Source organism: Pseudomonas sp. TE12508, assembly GCF_056279485.1.
The window spans coordinates 1-17,520 of sequence record NZ_JBWCCN010000035.1 but is presented as its reverse complement, the minus strand read 5'-3'; the positions used below and the strand labels follow the sequence as shown (position 1 = coordinate 17,520).

Annotated in this window: 11 protein-coding genes and 1 riboswitch; of the genes, 6 read left to right on the top strand and 5 right to left on the bottom strand. The window is 60.1% G+C overall.

The features are described 5' to 3' along the window. Positions 1–124: 124 nt before the first annotated feature. From ACZ9IM_RS30180 to ACZ9IM_RS30170, 3 genes are all read right to left on the bottom strand, one after another. Positions 125–709, bottom strand: coding sequence for a TMEM165/GDT1 family protein (locus ACZ9IM_RS30180; protein ID WP_032830419.1), 585 nt, complete (start codon positions 707–709; stop codon positions 125–127). A gap of 91 nt (positions 710–800) precedes the next feature. Then, positions 801–925: riboswitch (yybP-ykoY riboswitch) on the bottom strand. Positions 926–1,121: 196 nt separating this feature from the next. Further along, positions 1,122–2,120 carry a methyltransferase gene (locus ACZ9IM_RS30175; protein WP_476225818.1) on the bottom strand — a complete coding sequence of 333 codons (999 nt, stop codon included), beginning with the start codon at positions 2,118–2,120 and terminating at the stop codon, positions 1,122–1,124. 33 nt (positions 2,121–2,153) lie between these two features. Continuing rightward, positions 2,154–3,119, bottom strand: a complete 966-nt coding sequence (locus ACZ9IM_RS30170) for a 2-hydroxyacid dehydrogenase (RefSeq protein ID WP_427627160.1) — start codon at positions 3,117–3,119, stop codon at positions 2,154–2,156. Positions 3,120–3,402: 283 nt separating this feature from the next. On the opposite strand from ACZ9IM_RS30170, the gene ACZ9IM_RS30165 reads away from it, so the two are divergent. Then, positions 3,403–4,032 (top strand): LysE family translocator, encoded by a 630-nt coding sequence (locus ACZ9IM_RS30165; protein ID WP_427627162.1) that lies wholly within the window; start codon positions 3,403–3,405, stop codon positions 4,030–4,032. Positions 4,033–4,045: 13 nt separating this feature from the next. Here ACZ9IM_RS30165 and ACZ9IM_RS30160 read toward each other — a convergent pair whose 3' ends face one another. After that, the gene (locus ACZ9IM_RS30160; RefSeq protein ID WP_476225817.1) at positions 4,046–4,816 is read right to left on the bottom strand and encodes an AraC family transcriptional regulator; all 771 of its coding nucleotides are present in this window, start codon (positions 4,814–4,816) and stop codon (positions 4,046–4,048) included. Between the two features lie 84 nt (positions 4,817–4,900). Here ACZ9IM_RS30160 and ACZ9IM_RS30155 point away from each other — a divergent pair, with 84 nt between their 5' ends. The 5 genes from ACZ9IM_RS30155 (at position 4,901) to ACZ9IM_RS30135 (ending at position 14,667) form a co-directional block, all read left to right on the top strand. After that, the gene (locus ACZ9IM_RS30155; RefSeq protein WP_476225816.1) at positions 4,901–6,085 is read left to right on the top strand and encodes an MFS transporter; all 1,185 of its coding nucleotides are present in this window, start codon (positions 4,901–4,903) and stop codon (positions 6,083–6,085) included. A 148-nt stretch (positions 6,086–6,233) separates the two neighbouring features. Further along, positions 6,234–7,916 carry a fatty acid--CoA ligase gene (locus tag ACZ9IM_RS30150; protein ID WP_476225815.1) on the top strand — a complete coding sequence of 561 codons (1,683 nt, stop codon included), beginning with the start codon at positions 6,234–6,236 and terminating at the stop codon, positions 7,914–7,916. A 336-nt stretch (positions 7,917–8,252) separates the two neighbouring features. Further along, positions 8,253–10,142, top strand: a complete 1,890-nt coding sequence (locus ACZ9IM_RS30145; RefSeq protein ID WP_192345491.1) for a DUF1302 domain-containing protein — start codon at positions 8,253–8,255, stop codon at positions 10,140–10,142. 28 nt (positions 10,143–10,170) lie between these two features. Next, on the top strand, positions 10,171–11,535 hold the full coding sequence (locus ACZ9IM_RS30140; protein ID WP_008072127.1) for a DUF1329 domain-containing protein: 1,365 nt from the start codon (positions 10,171–10,173) through the stop codon (positions 11,533–11,535). A 393-nt stretch (positions 11,536–11,928) separates the two neighbouring features. Then, entirely contained in the window at positions 11,929–14,667 is a 2,739-nt protein-coding gene (locus ACZ9IM_RS30135) for a winged helix-turn-helix domain-containing protein (protein WP_476225814.1), read from the top strand. Positions 14,668–14,739: 72 nt separating this feature from the next. On the opposite strand, the gene ACZ9IM_RS30130 is transcribed toward ACZ9IM_RS30135, so the two are convergent. Then, positions 14,740–17,520, bottom strand: a 2,781-nt coding sequence (locus tag ACZ9IM_RS30130) for a beta strand repeat-containing protein (protein WP_476225813.1), incomplete at its 5' end; no start/stop codon positions are given.

Below are 17,520 nucleotides of genomic sequence, written 5' to 3'. Positions count from 1 at the left end.
TCCCACGGATCTGTACTGCGTCAACAGTCAGAATCGGGCTTTGTCCCTCCTCCTCCCTTCAAGTCCCAGCATACAAGCGGGCTTGCTCGCGAAGAACGATAACGCGGTCTAACGACCTACCGCGTCAAACCCACCCACTGCTCTGCATCGCCTTGTACACCGCAACAATCGCCAGGATCAGGAATGCCGACGCCGCCAGGCGACGGATCAGGGTCAAGGGCAGTTTGTCTGCCGCAAAGTTACCTGCCAGTACCACCGGCACGTTAGCAATCAACATCCCGGCGGTTGTGCCGATGATCACCAGCCACAGGTCCGGGTATTGTGCAGCGAGCATCACGGTTGCGACTTGGGTCTTGTCGCCCATTTCCGCGAGGAAGAACGCAATCAGCGTGGTCAGGAACGGCCCGAATTTGCGGGCGGTGCTGGCTTCGTCTTCGTCCATCTTGTCCGGCACCAGCGTCCACAGGGCCGTGGCGGTAAAGCTCGCGGCGAGGATCCAGTGCAACGTCGCATTCGAGAAGAAACTGCCGAACCAGGCGCCTACCGCGCCGGCGGCCGCATGGTTGGCCAGGGTCGCGGCGACGATGCCGGCGATGATCGGCCAGGGTTTGCGAAAGCGGGCAGCAAGAATGAGCGCGAGCAGTTGCGTCTTGTCGCCGATTTCGGCCAAGGCAACGATTGCGGTGGGAACGAGTAGAGAGTCCAACATCATCAGGGTTTTCCTAAGGGGCGGGTCGACACGGCTATGACACGTACAGCCTTCCCGCCCCGGGTAAGGTGTTCGTGTCATAGGTCTTGTCAAACCCTGCGATCCGTCTGATGCGGACGCTTGGGTCGCATACGCCATGGTCTTTTGACCAAGTATGTTGACGTATGCCGGACGAGCATGGCGCTCGTGGGAGACTACTCCCCTAGGACGGAGCGGATTCTGCCTAGGCAAATCCGATTGGGCAAGCCCCAATGTCGGTAGTTAAGTTGCAGAACCTGTGGGAGCGAGGCTTGCCCGCGAAGAACGATGCCGAGTAACACCTGAAAAATCGCGGTGCATTTTTCGCGGGCAAGCCACGCTCCCACAAGGATCTTCGTCGCTCTGGGGCAAGCCCTCTTTTGCAAAAGCGGTTTCAGCCGCGCTTGGCCCGGTAGATTCGGAAACCTTGTCCTTCAGCCTTGATTGCACACACGCCTAAGTGCTCTTCGATCAGCGGTTGATACTTCAGGAAGCTGTTCGCTACCAGCCGAAGTTCGCCGCCGTTTTTCAGATGTTTAGCCGCTTTTCGCAGCAAGTTTTCGGTGGCGAAGTAATCGGTGTGTACGCCGACATGGAACGGTGGGTTGCTCAGAATCGCGCTCAAACCCATGGGCGCGGCATCGATGCCGTCACCGGTCATCACCTCCGCGTCCAGGCCGTTGGCGGCCAGGGTCAGGCGACTGCTGGCGGCAGCAAACGCGTCCACATCGAGCAGGGTGACCTGGTTGTGTGGATAACGCCGCTTGACCGCCGCCCCCAACACACCCGCGCCGCAACCGAAGTCCAGCAAGTGGCCGCTGGGCAGTTTGTCCAGATGTTCCAGCAACAGGGCGCTGCCGCGATCCAGTCGACCATGGCTGAACACGCCCGGCAGGCTGATGACTTTCAATGGGCCTTCGGCGAGTGGCAGTTCGTAGGTCTGTGCCAGGCTTTCCAGCGATTTGGCTTCTGGTGCATTGGCCACGGTGACTTGCCAGAGCTGGCAATGCCGTGCGCTGTCGAGCTTGCGGGGTTTGCCGAAGGGGTTCAACTGCTTGGCCGCGCCTTCGATACCACTACGTTTTTCGCCCACCAGGTACAACTCACGGCCAGCCAAACGAGAGGCGAGGGCGTTGAGGATGTAGTCGGTCAGGTCTTTGGCCTTGGGCAGAAACACCACGGCGCTGTCGAACTCGCGCTCCGGCGCATTCACGCCGAAATGGCTGCGCTCGGCGAAACGGGCGTCCAGCGCTGCTTGATCGCCGGCGTGCCAGCACCAACCATGGGCATCGGGTAAGCGGCCCAGCAAATCATCGGCGGGCAAACCGGCCAGCAGCACCGAACCCTGGAATAACTCGGCCTGACGAAGCAGTACTTCACTGCGCGGATCCATACTCTGCTCCTGGAAAAAAAGTGCCGCAGTTTATCAACTGACGACCCGCAGCGCTTGACCGCTGAAGTAGCCTTGGGCGTTTTCGGTCAACTGGCCAACGATTCTTTGCCGCGCCTCGCGACTGCCCCAGGCGTTGTGCGGGGTGACGATCAGCCGTGGAATATCCTGGGCCAGCAACGGATTGCCCGCGGTGGGTGGTTCGACGCTCAACACGTCGGTGGCCGCGCCGCCCAAGTGACCGTTGCGCAGGGCGTCGGCCAATGCTTGTTCGTCAATCAAACCGCCGCGCGCGGTGTTGACCACGAAAGCACCGGGTTTCATCGAGGCCAGTTCACGAGCGCCGATAAAGTGGCGAGTGTGTTCGTTGAGCGGGCAGTGCAGGGTCAGGGCGTCGATTTGCGGCAGCAGTTCATCCAGCGGCAAACGATCCGGTCGGGCAGGGCGCCCCGGAATCTGCCCCAGCAACACGCGCATGCCGAACGCCTCGGCCAACCGCGCCACGGCACTGCCGAGTTCACCGTGGCCAAGCAGGCCGAGGGTTTTGCCTTCGAGTTCGACGATCGGGTAATCAAGCAGGCAGAATTGTTTCGCCTGTTGCCAGCGACCTTCGGCGACGGCTTTTTGATAGTCAGCCAGGCGCGTCGCCAAATTGAGCAACAACATGATCGTGTGCTGAGCCACCGACGGCGTGCCGTAACCCTGACAGTTGCAAACGGTGATCCCGTGGGTGCGAGCGGCGGCGAGGTCGACGTTGTTGGTACCGGTGGCGGTGATCAGGATCAGCTTCAATTCGGGGCTGGCCGCCATGGCCGCTGCGTCGATCACAATCTTGTTGCTGATGGCGACGCTGGCGCCTTTGAGGCGTTGGATCACCTGATCAGGCGTGGTCTGCGCGAACAACTCCAATTCGCTGAAGCAATCACGCAACGGACTGAGATCGAGATCGCCGAGGTCCAGGGACGGATGGTCGAGGAAAACGGCGCGGCGAGAGTTCGTCATCAACTGTACCTTTTGTGCATTGAACTGAAGGCGTAATCTGCCGAGCCTACCAGATGAAATAAACAGTTACGCATTGTCTGGCCTGGCACAAACCTGTGGCGAGGGAGCTTGCTCCCGCTGGGCTGCGCAGCGGCCCCAACCCAGGCGACCGTGTATTGTCAGACATACCGTGTCATCCGGTTTTACGACTGCTTCGCAGCCGAACGGGAGCAAGCTCCCTCGCCACAGAGGCGAAGTCGGCCTCAGAATTTTTTATTGATCGCCCTGCCCAAAAGGAGCCCCCATGTACTGGACAGAGTTCTTGACCGTTGCCCTGATTCACCTGCTGGCCGTCGCCAGCCCCGGCCCGGACTTTGCCGTGGTGGTGCGTGAGAGCGTGACCCACGGTCGCCGTGCCGGGACCTGGACAGCACTGGGCGTCGGCTCGGCGATTTTCCTGCACGTCGGTTATTCGTTGTTGGGCATCGGGCTGATCGTGTCCCAGTCGATCGTGCTGTTCAATTCCTTGAAATGGGCCGCCGCCGCGTACCTGCTGTACATCGGCTTCAAGGCCCTGCGCGCGCAACCGGCCAAACCGGTAGCGGATGATCTGCACCAGGAAGCCGGCGAGCGCACCGCACGGGGCGCCTTCACTTCGGGTTTCGTGACCAACGGCCTGAACCCGAAAGCCACGCTGTTTTTCCTGTCGCTGTTCACCGTGGTGATCAACCCGCACACACCATTGGCGGTACAGGCCGGTTACGGGATTTATCTGGCCGCAGCGACGGCAGTCTGGTTCTGCCTGGTGGCGATGCTGTTCAGCCAACAACGTGTGCGCGCCGGTTTCGCCCGCATGGGCCACTGGTTCGACCGGACCATGGGCGCGGTGCTGATTGCCATCGGCGTGAAACTCGCGTTCACCGAGATGCATTGATCGCGCTGAGTGTCTACGGGGGATTGAGCTCGCTCAATTTGTTCAGCGCGTTCAGGTATTCCCGAGGGTTTTCCCCGAGCAAACGGCGAAACATCGCGCTGAACGCCCGAGCACTGCCGTAGCCCAGATCGCGCGCCACGCTCTGCACGCTTTCCCCGGCGAGCAGGCGCGGCAGGGCTTCCATCAGGCGCAGTTGCTGGCGCCAGGCATTGAAGTTCATCTTCAGTTGTTGCTGGAACAGCCTCGCCAAGGTTCGAGAACTGGCGCCGACCTGCTGTGCCCAGTCTTCCAGGGTGTTGGAATGCTCCGGTGCGCGCATCAGCGCCAGGCAGATGCCCAGCAGGCGTCGATCTTCGGGCATTGGAATGTGTAGCGGAAGGTTTTCCAGGCTGGCGATCTCTTCCAGCATCAGCTTCTGAATCAGTGAGTTTTCCGCGTGTCGCGGACCTTGCACCGCGCGCAGGATCAGCTCGCGCAGCAGCGGTGTGACGGCCAGCACACAGCACTGTTGCAGAGTTGACGGCGACAGTTCGGGGGCAATGAACAGCGAACGCATGCGCACCGCGCCCGACATGAAAATCTCATGCGCCACCAATGGCGGAATCCATACGGCTCGGGTCGGTGGAATGACCCAGGCACCTTGCTCCGTGACCACTCGCATGGTGCCGCAAACGGCGTACAGCAACTGCGCTTCGCGGTGTTGATGTAGCTCCTGGTGAGCGCCGTCCGCGTAATCTCGCGGATAGGCGCTGACCGGCCCGTGCAGGAAATGGCTGATTAACATGTCAGATCCAATGACTTTGTTGTCAGGAATGCTCTTTTTCGCCAACTTAGCATAAGCCGCTCACTACAACGTAAGCGTGCCGCGATGAACCAGACTAGAAATGTCCTCCGCTATATCAACGCAGCCCATGTGATCGATCACATGTTCATGCTGATTTTTCCCGCCGCCATTCTCGGCATGACCCAGGCCTTCGCGCTGGACTACGCAACGCTGATCGGCCTGTCCCTCGGCGGTTTCATTGCCTTTGGCGCCTGTTCGCTGCCGGCCGGTTGGCTGGGGGATCACTGGAGCCGACGGAAAATGATGCTGGTATTTTTTTTCGGCATTGGCGCCTCGGCAATCTTTACCGGCGTGAGCAGCAGCGCACCGATGCTGGTACTCGGCCTGACGCTGATCGGAATTTTCGCCGCGATCTATCACCCGGTAGGCACCGCGATGCTGGTGGCTTACGCGCAGCATCGCGGCCGGGAAATCGGTATCAACGGTATGTGGGGCAACCTCGGCGTGGCATTTTCGGCGTTGATCACCGGGTTGCTGGTGGCGCAGTTCGGCTGGCGTTCGGCATTCATTTTGCCCGGCGTGGTGGCGATTGTGCTGGGCATCGGTTTCGTGTTTCAGGTGCGCGAAGAACCGATCCCGATGCGTCCGCATATGCCGCTCAAAGGTGCGGCTGGCCAGCGGATTTCCATGTTCATGGTGTTCGGCGTACTGGCCTTGGCCACCGCGACCGGCGGTGTGGTGTTCAACGCCACGACCATGACCTATCCGAAACTGTTTCAGGAGCGCCTGCACGATTTGTTCGCTTCACCGCAAACTCTTGGCGTCGTGGTCAGCCTGGCGTATGCCTTCGGTGCCGTGGCGCAGTTGAGCATCGGTCGGGTCTTGCATCATTTCAGTCTGAAATGGCCGTTTATGGTGTTGACGCTTTGCCAGGCGCCGCTGTTGTTCGGGTTGGCCTATGTCGACGGTTGGGCCGTGATAGCGCTGGGCGCGGCGTTCATGTTCGTGGTGTTTGGCCAGGTCACGGTGAATGATGCGATGGTCGCCAACTTCGTCGCGCCGCAATGGCAGTCCCGAGTCTTCGCGCTGCGTTACTGTTTATCGTTCGGTGCCAGTGCTAGCGCCATTCCGCTGATTTCGTTCGTCGAACCGCGCCAAGGTTTTGTAGGCCTTTACCTGATATTGGCGGTTTTTGCCGCGTTGACCTTCGTGGCAGCAGTGGTTTTCCCCCGGACACCATCCGAGGCGGCCGTGGGAAAAGCGGTGTAACGGCTGATGAATTCCTGCAAGTAATGGCGCAAAGCTAGCATTTATACAGCTGTGCAAATCATCCCTTTGGCTGATTTGGCTGGCGTTCAAGGGCTCTAGAGTGCTTAGCTTTAGAAACCAAGACCGTGCAGTCAGAAAAGGGACTCTTATGTTGCAGACTCGCGTTATCCCCCCAGCCGAGGGCGCTTACCGGTATCCGCTGTTGATTAAACGGCTGCTGATGTCCGGTGCCCGTTACGAAAAAACCCGCGAGATCATCTACCGCGATCAATTGCGCTACAGCTATCCGACCCTCATCGAGCGGGTCGCGCGGCTGGCCAATGTGCTGACGGCCGCAGGCGTAAAGGCCGGGGATACCGTGGCGGTGATGGACTGGGACAGCCATCGCTATCTGGAATGCATGTTTGCCATCCCGATGATCGGTGCGGTGATCCATACCATCAACGTGCGCCTGTCGCCGGAACAGATTCTCTACACCATGAACCACGCCGAGGACCGCTTCGTGCTGGTCAACAGCGAGTTCGTCGGGCTGTACAAGGCGATTGCCGGGCACCTGACCACCGTGGAGAAAACCCTGCTGTTGACCGACCTGCCGGAAAAAACCGCCGACCTGCCGAACCTGATTGGCGAGTACGAGCAATTGCTGGCCGCCGCGAGCCCGCAGTACGACTTTGAAGACTTCGACGAAAACTCGGTCGCTACCACGTTCTACACCACTGGCACCACGGGTAACCCCAAAGGCGTGTATTTCACCCATCGCCAACTGGTGCTGCACACCATGGGCGTGTCGACCATCATGGGTTCCATCGACAGCGTGCGCCTGCTGGGTACCAACGATGTGTACATGCCGATCACCCCGATGTTCCATGTGCACGCCTGGGGTTTGCCGTATGTAGCGACCATGCTCGGGCTCAAGCAGGTCTACCCCGGCCGTTACGACCCCGAGTATCTGGTGGAACTGTGGCGCAAGGAGAAGGTGACCTTTTCCCATTGCGTGCCGACCATTCTGCAAATGCTCCTCAATGCCAAAGCGGCGCAAAACACCGATTTCGGCGGCTGGAAAATCGTCATCGGCGGCAGTGCGCTCAACCGTGCGCTGTATGAAGCAGCCAAAGCCAAGGGCATTCAGTTGACCGCGGCTTACGGCATGTCGGAAACCGGGCCATTGGTATCGTGCGCGCACCTCAACGATGAGCTGATGGCAGGCACCGAAGACGAACGCACCACCTACCGGATCAAGGCCGGTGTGCCGGGCCCATTGGTCGAGGCGGCGATCGTCGACACCGACGGCAACTTCCTGCCTGCCGATGGCGAGACCCAGGGCGAACTGGTGCTGCGAGCACCGTGGCTCACCGAGGGCTATTTCAACGAACCGCAGAAAGGCGCAGAGCTCTGGGCCGGGGGCTGGTTGCACACCGGCGACGTGGCGACCCTGGACAGCATGGGCGTGATCGACATTCGCGACCGGATCAAGGACGTGATCAAGACCGGCGGCGAGTGGATCTCCTCCCTGGACCTGGAAGACCTGATCAGCCGCCACCCTGCGGTACGCGAAGTAGCAGTGGTGGGCATCGCCGATCCGCAGTGGGGCGAGCGGCCGTTTGCGCTGTTGGTCGTCAGGGAAGGGCATGAGATCGGGGCCAAGGAACTCAAGGAGCACCTCAAGCCGTTCGTTGAGCAGGGGCACCTGAGCAAGTGGGCCATCCCGAGCCAGATCGCCATTGTTACTGAAATTCCCAAGACCAGTGTCGGCAAACTCGACAAGAAGCGCATCCGCGTCGACATCACCGAATGGCAGGCTAACAACAGTACCTTCCTCTCGACGCTTTAAGCGTCATCTGGCGCGCCGAAAACGGCGCGCCAGACCCACCAAGCAAGCGCTTGGCTTGTGAAATCCGAATTTTCAGCCATCCTTGCCGTGCCGACATGTGTCGGACTGGCGAAAGGACTGTTCCAGAGTGGCCGGCAGCTGCAAATCACACTTTAGAGGGATCAAGCACTACTACCTGCTGGCTATAGTCCGCTCAAGGAATTTTTAAGAACGGAGCGCGCGCACAAAACGGGGCGATGCAACTTTGGCGTGACGTCGGAACCACTTGGCTTGCGGTCACCCACAACGTTTTTAAAAGTACTCAGCCATAACAATAATGCACATGGAGTAGCGTCGATGACATCAGTAAACCAGTTCTGGCGCCGGGCGAAACTGCCCCTGGCGGTCAGTCTTGCCTCTTCGCTCGCCGGGCCTGCATTCGGCGTCAGTTTCAACGTCGGTGAGATCGAGGGTCAATTCGACTCATCCCTGTCGATCGGAGCCAGTTGGTCTACTCAGAGCCCGAACAAGAACCTCATCGGCGTCAATAACGGGGGCCACGGCCTGTCCCAGACGTCTGATGACGGTCACAACAACTTCAAGAGCGGCGAAACCTTCTCGAAGATCTTCAAGGGCATCCATGACCTTGAATTGAAATACGGCGACACCGGTGTCTTCGTCCGGGGCAAATACTGGTACGACTTCGAGCTCAAGGATGAAAGCCGCGAGTTCAAAGACATCAGCGACAGCAACCGCAAGGAGGGCGCCAAGTCCTCCGGCGGCCAGATCCTCGACGCCTTCGTCTACCACAACTACGCCATCGCCGATCAGCCGGGTTCCGTGCGTCTGGGCAAGCAGGTCGTGAGCTGGGGGGAAAGTACTTTCATCGGCGGCGGCATCAACTCGATCAACCCGATTGACGTGTCCGCGTTCCGTCGTCCTGGCGCCGAGGTCAAGGAAGGCCTGATCCCGGTCAACATGTTCTATGTATCCCAAAGCCTGACCGACAACCTGTCGGCTGAAGCGTTCTATCAGCTCGAATGGGACCAGACGGTTGTCGATAACTGCGGCACCTTCTTCTCCCAGCCGGACATCATTGCCGACGGTTGCGACAATAACCTGCGCGTGCTGAACAAGCGCTCGACCATTCCGGCCATCGCATTGGGCCCATTGGCCAACGCGGGCGTCGACGTCAACGAAGAAGGTGTACTGGTGCGTCGTGGTCCTGACCGCGATGCGCGGGACAGCGGCCAGTGGGGCGCGTCCTTGAAGTACATGTTCGATCCGCTCGATACCGAGTTCGGCGCGTACTTCATGAACTACCACAGCCGTGCACCGATCTTCAGCGCCACGGGAGCTCCGCAATCGATCTACAACGGCGTGGCAGCTTTGCCGGCGGCGTTCCGTGCGCTGGGGCCGCTGGTGGTCGCCGGTAATTCCGAGTACTTCGTCGAATACCCGGAAGACATCCGTCTCTACGGCTTGAGCTTCTCCACCACGCTGCCTACCGGTACGGCATGGAGCGGTGAGATCAGCTACCGTCCGAACGCGCCGGTGCAGCTCAACTCCACCGATATCCTGTTTGCCGGTGTACGCCCATTGGGCGGTGCCTTGGCCAACGCTTCGCTGCTCCCCGGTGTACCGGGTCAGGATTTGCACGGCTATCGCCGCAAGGAAATCACCCAGTTCCAGACCACGCTGACGCACTTCTTCGATCAGGTCATGGGCGCCAGCCGTCTGACCCTGGTGGGCGAAGTGGGCGTGACCCATGTTGGCGGCCTGGAAAGCAGCTCCGAAATCCGTTACGGCCGTGACCCGGTCTACGGTCCTGGTGAACTGCCGGCTACCGGCGGCCTCAACACCTGTTCGGCGATCCTCAACACCAGCACCATCAACGGTGCCGGCGCAGGTACTGCAACCAACAACCGCAGCCGTAATTGCGAAGACGAGGGCTTCACCACGTCGATGTCGTGGGGTTATCGCGGTCGCGCCATCTGGGATTACAACGATGTGTTCGCCGGTGTGAACCTCAAGCCGAACGTGGCCTGGTCCCATGACGTGAGCGGTTACTCGCCTGGCCCTGGCGGCAACTTCGAGGAAGGTCGTAAAGCGGTGAGCCTGGGGGTCGACGCCGAATACCAGAACACCTACACCGCGAGCCTGGCGTACACCAACTTCTTCGACGGCAAGTACACCACCGTGGATGATCGCGACTTCGTTGCGCTCAGCTTCGGCGTGAACTTCTAAGCACTGTATTTTCAGGACGAACACATTTATGAAAATAACAAAGAGTCTGTTCCACGTTGGCGTTCTGGGGCTGTCGCTGCTGGCAACCGGTGTCATGGCGGCGGTTCCTGCGGCCGAAGCGGACAAGCTGGGCAAGAGCCTGACCCCGATGGGCGCCGAGATGGCGGGTAACGCCGACGGTTCGATCCCGGCCTGGAAACCCATGCCGAAAAACGCCGGTAGCGTGGACAGCAAGGGTTTTCTGTCTGATCCGTTCGCGAGTGAAAAACCGCAGTTCACCATCACCGCGCAAAACGTCGACCAGTACAAGGACAAGCTCGCGCCGGGTCAGTACGCGATGTTCAAGCGCTACCCGGAAACCTTCAAGATGCCGGTCTACCCGTCCCATCGCGGTGCCACCGTGCCGGACGAAGTGTTCGCCTCGATCAAGAAGAACGCCACCAACACTAACCTGGTGTCCGGTGGCAACGGTCTGGAAAACTTCGAAACCGCGATCCCGTTCCCGATTCCGAAAAGCGGCGTTGAAGTCATCTGGAACCACATCACCCGTTATCGCGGCGGCAGTGTGACCCGTCTGATAACCCAGGCCACACCGCAGCCGAACGGCTCGTTCAGCCTGGTGTACTTCGAGGACCAGTTCGTGTTCCGCGACAAAATGAAGGATTACGACCCGAAAAATCCGGGCAACATCCTGTTCTACTTCAAGCAGAAAGTGACCGCGCCGGCGCGTCTGGCCGGTGGTGTGCTGCTGGTACACGAAACCCTCGACCAGGTTAAAGAACCGCGTTCGGCGTGGGTCTACAACGCCGGGCAACGCCGTGTGCGTCGTGCGCCGCAAGTGTCCTATGACGGGCCGGGTACCGCTGCCGATGGCCTGCGTACCTCCGACAACCTGGACATGTACAACGGTGCGCCGGATCGCTATGACTGGAAGCTCGAAGGCAAGAAAGAGATGTACATCGCCTCCGACAGCTACAAGCTCGATTCACCACAACTGAAGTACGCCGACATCATCAAGGCCGGTCACATCAATCAGGACCTGACTCGCTATGAACTGCGTCGGGTCTGGCATGTGGTCGCGACCCTGAAGGAAGGTCAACGTCACATTTACGCCAAACGTGACTTCTACATCGACGAAGACACCTGGCAGGCAGCTGTGGTCGACCACTACGACGGTCGCGGACAACTGTGGCGTGTCGCCGAGGCTCACTCCGAGAACTACTACGACAAGCAAGTGCCGTGGTACGCCCTCGAAACCTTGTACGACCTGCAATCGGGCCGCTACCTGGCCCTGGGCATGAAGAACGAAGAAAAGTCGGCATATAACTTCGGCTTCACTGCCAGCACCGCAGACTTCACGCCGGCAGCATTGCGTCAGGAAGGCGTTCGCTAATACGGTGTAACCCGAGGCCGCATCCTCGAAAAACGCCCCGACTGGTTCGGGGCGTTTTTTTATCGGAATTTTGTATCAGGGCGCACTTGTTAACGTGGGGGGACTCGCGAAACAGTCGGTGACTGTGATGGCCCTTTCGCGAGCAAGCCAGCTCCCACATTTGATCTTCGGTGGACATACAAATCTGTGAGCAATGGAGATCCAGTGTGGGATCGGGCTTGCTCGCGAAGGGAGCGACACGGTCTGTCGAAAAAACTGCACCTCAGGCTTGGCAACTTCTGTTCGTAGTCTTTTTGTAGCCATTTGTAGCAATGACCTTCAATAGCTCTTCGTTTACCGCTAGGCTGCGGACATCTGTAACGCCGCCATCAGCCTTTCAAACAAGAGCCGGCCATGACTGATCTGTCCCCACTTCCGGGCCCTGCAAGCGTTGCCGTCGCAGCATTGGACGGACGCTTTTTCCGGCCTCCGCTGCCCGACGGCCATGTGCTGCGGCCGCGTTTGTGCGAGCGTCTGAGCGCCGGCCTCGGTGGCAGGCTATTGCTGGTCAGCGCGCCAGCGGGGTTCGGCAAGAGTTCATTAGCGGTGGAGTTTTGCCAGGGGTTGCCGGGTCACTGGCAAAGCCTGTGGCTAGGGTTGAGCCCTCGGGACAGTGATCCCGGTCGTTTTCTTGAGCGCCTGCTCGAAGGTCTTAAGGAATATTTTCCGCAACTGGGCAGCCAGGCGCTGGGGCTGCTGAAAATGCGCCAACGTCATCAGCCGTTCGCCTTCGAAGAATGGCTGGACGGTTTGCTCGATGAACTGGCTGTGCACCTTTCACCCGCTACGCCGCTGTTACTGGTACTCGATGACTATCATCTGGCCCAGGGCCCGGTGCTTGATCGTTGCCTGCAATTTTTTCTCAATCATTTACCCGATGGTCTGCTGGTCATGGTCACCAGTCGGCAACGTCCCGACTGGCATCTGGCACGCCTGCGACTGTCGCGGCAACTGCTCGAGTTACATGAACAGGATCTTCGACTGACCCACGATGAAACCCTGAGCCTGCTTGATCGGCACAGCATTTCATTGCGTGGCGAGGCGCTGGAGAGTTTGATCCAGCGCAGTGAAGGCTGGGTGGCCGGGCTGCGCTTCTGGTTGCTGGCGGCCTCTGAGGCGGGCAGCGAGGGCGCATTGCCCCAATCGCTGTACGGTGGGGAAGGGCTGATTCGCGATTACCTGCTCGAAGAAGTGATCGATTGCCTGCCCGCCGAGGTGCAGTCATTCCTGTACGAGACCGCGCCCCAAGAGCGCTTTTGCAGCGAGTTGTGCGACGCCGTGCGCGAAGCCCATGACAGTGCCGAGATCCTGCGTTTCCTGCTGGCGCATCAGGTGTTTCTGGTGCCGCTGGACGAACACGGTCACTGGTATCGCTATCACCACCTGTTTTCCGACCTGCTGCGCAGCCGGCCCACCGCCCAGGCGATAGTGCCGACGGCCAGCCTGCATCTGCGTGCCTGCCGCTGGTTCAACTCTCAAGGGTTACTCGATGAGGCGGTGGAGCAGGCGTTGCGTGCCGGGCATCTGGATGTTGCGGCGAATCTGGTGCAAAACCTCTCCGAAGAACAGCTGCTGGCCGAGCAGAACGTCGGCATGCTGCTGCGCTGGAAAATGGACCTGCCCGACAGCTTGCTGATCAGCACACCACGGCTGATCGTGCTCTACAGCTGGGCGTTGGGGCTGGCCTGCCAGCTGGACGCCGCCGAGGAGCTGGCCAGCCATTTGAGCCACTTCTTGCCGGCGCCGTCGGCTACTGCGCAAAAATCCATGCTGGCGCAATGGCTGGCCCTGAGCGGCATCATCGCCCGGGGCCGAGGCAATCGCGAGCTGACGTTGCGCTATTGCACCGAAGCGCTGGAGAGCCTGCCGGCCAAACGCTATGGGCAACGCCTGATGTGCCTCTCTACATTGTCGAACCTGGCCATTGCCGACAGCGACCTCTGGCGTGCCCGGGGGCTGAATCGTGAGTCCCTTGAACTGGCACAACGGGTCGGCAATCCATTGTTCGAGGCGCTGGCCCATTACGACCGCGCCCGTGTGCTGCAGGCGCGTGGGGAGATTCTTCGCTCACTGGATGAAGTCCGCCAGGGGCTGCAACGCCTGCAAGGCTTATCCCCGCAACGGCTGTACGCAGTGCGCGCGCGGCTGATTTTATACGAGGGATTTTTGCTGGCTCTGCGCTTGCAACCCCAAGCTGCGCGGGCACGTTTGCAAGCAGGGTTGGGCGAAGCCCGGGCCTGTCGCGACATCAGCGTACTGATCGGCCATTGCGTGATCGCACGGCTGGATGGCCACAACGGCGAATTCGCAAAAGCCTTCGCCGAACTCGCCGAGGCCGAGCGCCTGATGCACATCTGGGACGTCCCGCCGATTTACTACCTGGCGATGATCACTCTGGTCAAATGCGAACTCTGGCTGGCCCAGGGCCGCACCGACCTCGCCGAAGCCTGGCTCACGCGATTGGGTCAGACTTACAACGGCGAGCATCCGGCGGCCCCCCCGGAGTTCCATCCGCAACTGCCGCTGCACATTGAACTGCAACAGGCGGTGCTGGACATGATGAAGGGCCAGCCCATGCTCGCCGAAGGGCGATTGAATGCGTTGCATGAACACGGTCAGCACAGCGGCCGGCAGATGCTCAGCGTGATGGCGCTCAGTCAGAAAATCATGCTGTTGCTGGCGGGCGGGCGCGAATCCGAGGCGCGCAAGGCGCTGGCCCAGGCTTTGGAAGCGGCCGCCGGAGGCGTCCTGCAACCGTTTGATCCATTGCTGACCGAGCACTCGGACTGGCTGCGCGGGCAACTTCAACTCTGTGCACCGACGGCCGTTTCGCAAAGTCTCTCGGAAAAACTTCCAGCCATGGCCTCTCGGCCGGTGATGGAATCATCGCCAGCTGCCGAACAGCTCAGTACGCGTGAACTGGCCGTTCTGCGACTGATCGCCCAAGGGTGTTCGAACCAGGAAATCAGCGATCAATTATTTATTTCGCTGCACACGGTGAAAACCCATGCCAGTCATATCAACAGTAAGTTGGGGGTAGAACGCAGGACCCAGGCGGTGGCAAGGGCGAAGGAGTTGGGCGTTCTGTCTTAACTGAGGGACAACTGCATCTCTTAAAGGAAAACGCCCCGAACAAGTCGGGGCGTTTTCATTGTACTGCCGTTGTCATGCCACCAGATCGTTGGCACTAAAGGTGTCCACGCCTACCAGCTGAATTTCGAAGTCTGCACCCAGCGTGCCGTTGACGTTGCCGTACAGCACATGATCTTCGAAACGCAGTTGTCCTGCCCCTGTGAATGCATTCGAGTCAATGAAAGTGAAGGCGTTGAACGCGGTGGTGAGGATATTGGCATCGAGTTTCGACAGGTCGATTTTGTCACCCTGCAGGCTGCTGAAGTCGGTGATGAAATCGCTGTTCGCCCCTTTGCCCAGCTCGCTTATCAAACTGAAAATAAACCGGTCGGCACCAGAGCCCCCCGTGAGGGTGTCTGCGCCCAGACCTCCCACCAGTAGGTCATTGCCCGCACCGCCGTCGAGCAGGTCGTTGCCCGCTCCGCCATTGAGTTGGTTATTGCCGCTATTGCCGGTCAGTACGTTATTCAGGGTGTTGCCGACACCGTTGAGGTTATTGCTGCCGGTGAGGGTGAGGTTTTCCAGGTTGGCACCCAGGGTCCAGCTGACCGAGGAGCGCACGGTGTCGATTTCGCTCGCCAGGAGGCTGCTCTCGGTGACTACGTCCTTGAGGTTGTCGACGATATAGGTGTCATTGCCGCTGCCGCCGCTCATCACGTCGGCGCCGATTCCGCCATCCAGAACGTTGTTGCCGGAGTTACCGATCAGACGGTTGTTCAGAGCATTGCCGGTACCATCGAGGTGGTCAGTGTCGGAGAGGGTCAGGTTCTCGAGGTTACTGCCCAAGGTATAGCTGATCGACGACAGTACCGTGTCGATCTCGGTCAGCAAGGTGCCGCGTTCGATCACCGTGTCGCCGACATTGTCGACAATGTAGGTGTCGTTGCCGGCACCGCCGTCCAGGGTGTCGGCGCCGGTCTTGCCGTCGAGGAGGTTGGCGGCGGCGTTGCCGGTCAGGCTGTTGTCGAGCTCATTACCCGTGAGGTTCAACGCGGCGGCGCCGAGCAGCACGCTGTCTTCGACGTTGGCCGACAGGATATAGCTCACCGTCGTGCGGATCAGGTCGTGGCCTTCATCGGCCAATTCGGTGACATTAGCGGCGTTATCGGTAATGACATAGGTGTCATCACCATTGCCGCCGCTGAGGATGTCAGCGCCCACGCCGCCATCCAGCCAGTCGTTGCCGCCCCCGCCTTGCAAATCGTTGACGTAGGCATTGCCGAGCAGGGTGTTGTTCAGGTCGTTGCCGATAACGGTGAAGGCACCGAGGCCGGTGAGGGTCACGTTCTCGACGTTCTGCAGGTTGCTTTGGCTGAGGTCGATGATGCTGGTGGTCGGAGTCGAGGCATAGGTGATGTTCAGCAGGTCGCGACCCTGGTCGGCAGTTTCCTGCAGCAGCACCAGTTCGCCGGCTTGGTCGAGGGTATAAGTGTCGTCGCCAGCACCACCGCTCAGCGTATCCAGCCCCGTACCACCGTTGAGCACGTTGTTCCCACTGTTGCCGTTCAGCACGTTGTCCAGGGCGTTGCCGACTCCGTTTAGGTTATTGGTCCCGGTAAGGATGAGATTTTCCACGTTGGCACTCAAGGTCCAACTGACCGAGGAACGTACGGTGTCGATTTCACTTGCCAGGGTGCTGGTCTCGGTGACCACGTCCTTGAGGTTATCGACGATGTAGGTGTCGTTGCCGGTGCCGCCGATCATCAGGTCGGCGCCGAGGCCGCCGTCCAGGGTGTCGGCCCCGGCCTTGCCGTCGAGGACGTTGGCGGCGGCGTTGCCGGTGAGGCTATTGTCCAGTTCGTTGCCCGTGAGGTTCAACGCGGCGGCGCCGAGCAGCACGCCGTCTTCGACGTTGGTCGACAGGGTGTAGCTCACTGCCGTCCTGATCAGGTCACGACCTTCGTCGGCCAGTTCAATGACCTTGTCGGTGGCGTTGTCGATGACGTAGGTGTCATCGCCGCTGCCACCGCTGAGGATGTCAGCGCCCACGCCGCCATCCAGCCAGTCATTGCCGGCCCCGCCTTGCAGGGTGTTGATGGAGGCATTGCCGAGCAGGGTGTTGTTCAGGTCATTGCCGACCACGGTGAAGGCGCCGAGGCCGGTGAGGGTGACGTTTTCGACGTTTTGCAGGTTGCTTTGGCTGAGGTCGACGGTGCCGGTGGTCGGGGTCGAGGTGTAGGCGATGTTCAGCAGGTCACGACCCTGATCGGCAGTTTCCTGCAGCAGCGCCAATTCGCCGAATTGGTCGAGGACGTAGCTGTCGTCGCCGGCGCCGCCGATCAGTGTGTCCAGTCCGGCCGCGCCGTTGAGGATGTTGTTGCCGGCGTTGCCAGTCAGCACGTTGTTCTGGGTGTTGCCGACGCCAGTGAGGTTGTCGCTGCCGGTGAGGGTGAGGTTTTCCAGGTTGGCGCCCAAGGTCCAGCTGACCGAGGAGCGCACGGTGTCGATTTCGCTCGCCAGGGTGCTGATCTCGGTGATGGCGTCCTTGAGGTTGTCGACGATGTAGGTGTCATTGCCACTGCCGCCGATCATCACGTCGGCGCCGAGGCCGCCGTCCAACGTGTTATTGCCGTTGTTACCCACGAGGCGGTTGCTCAGGGCATTGCCGGTACCGTCCAGATTATCGCTGCCGGTGAGGGTCAGGTTCTCGAGGTTGCTGCCCAGGGTGTAGCTGATCGACGACAGCACCGTGTCGATCTCGGCCAGCGAAGTGCCGCGCTCGATCACTGTGTCGCCGGCATTGTCGACGAGGTAGGTGTCGTTGCCGGCACCGCCGTCGAGGGTATCGGCACCGGCCTTGCCGTCGAGGAGGTT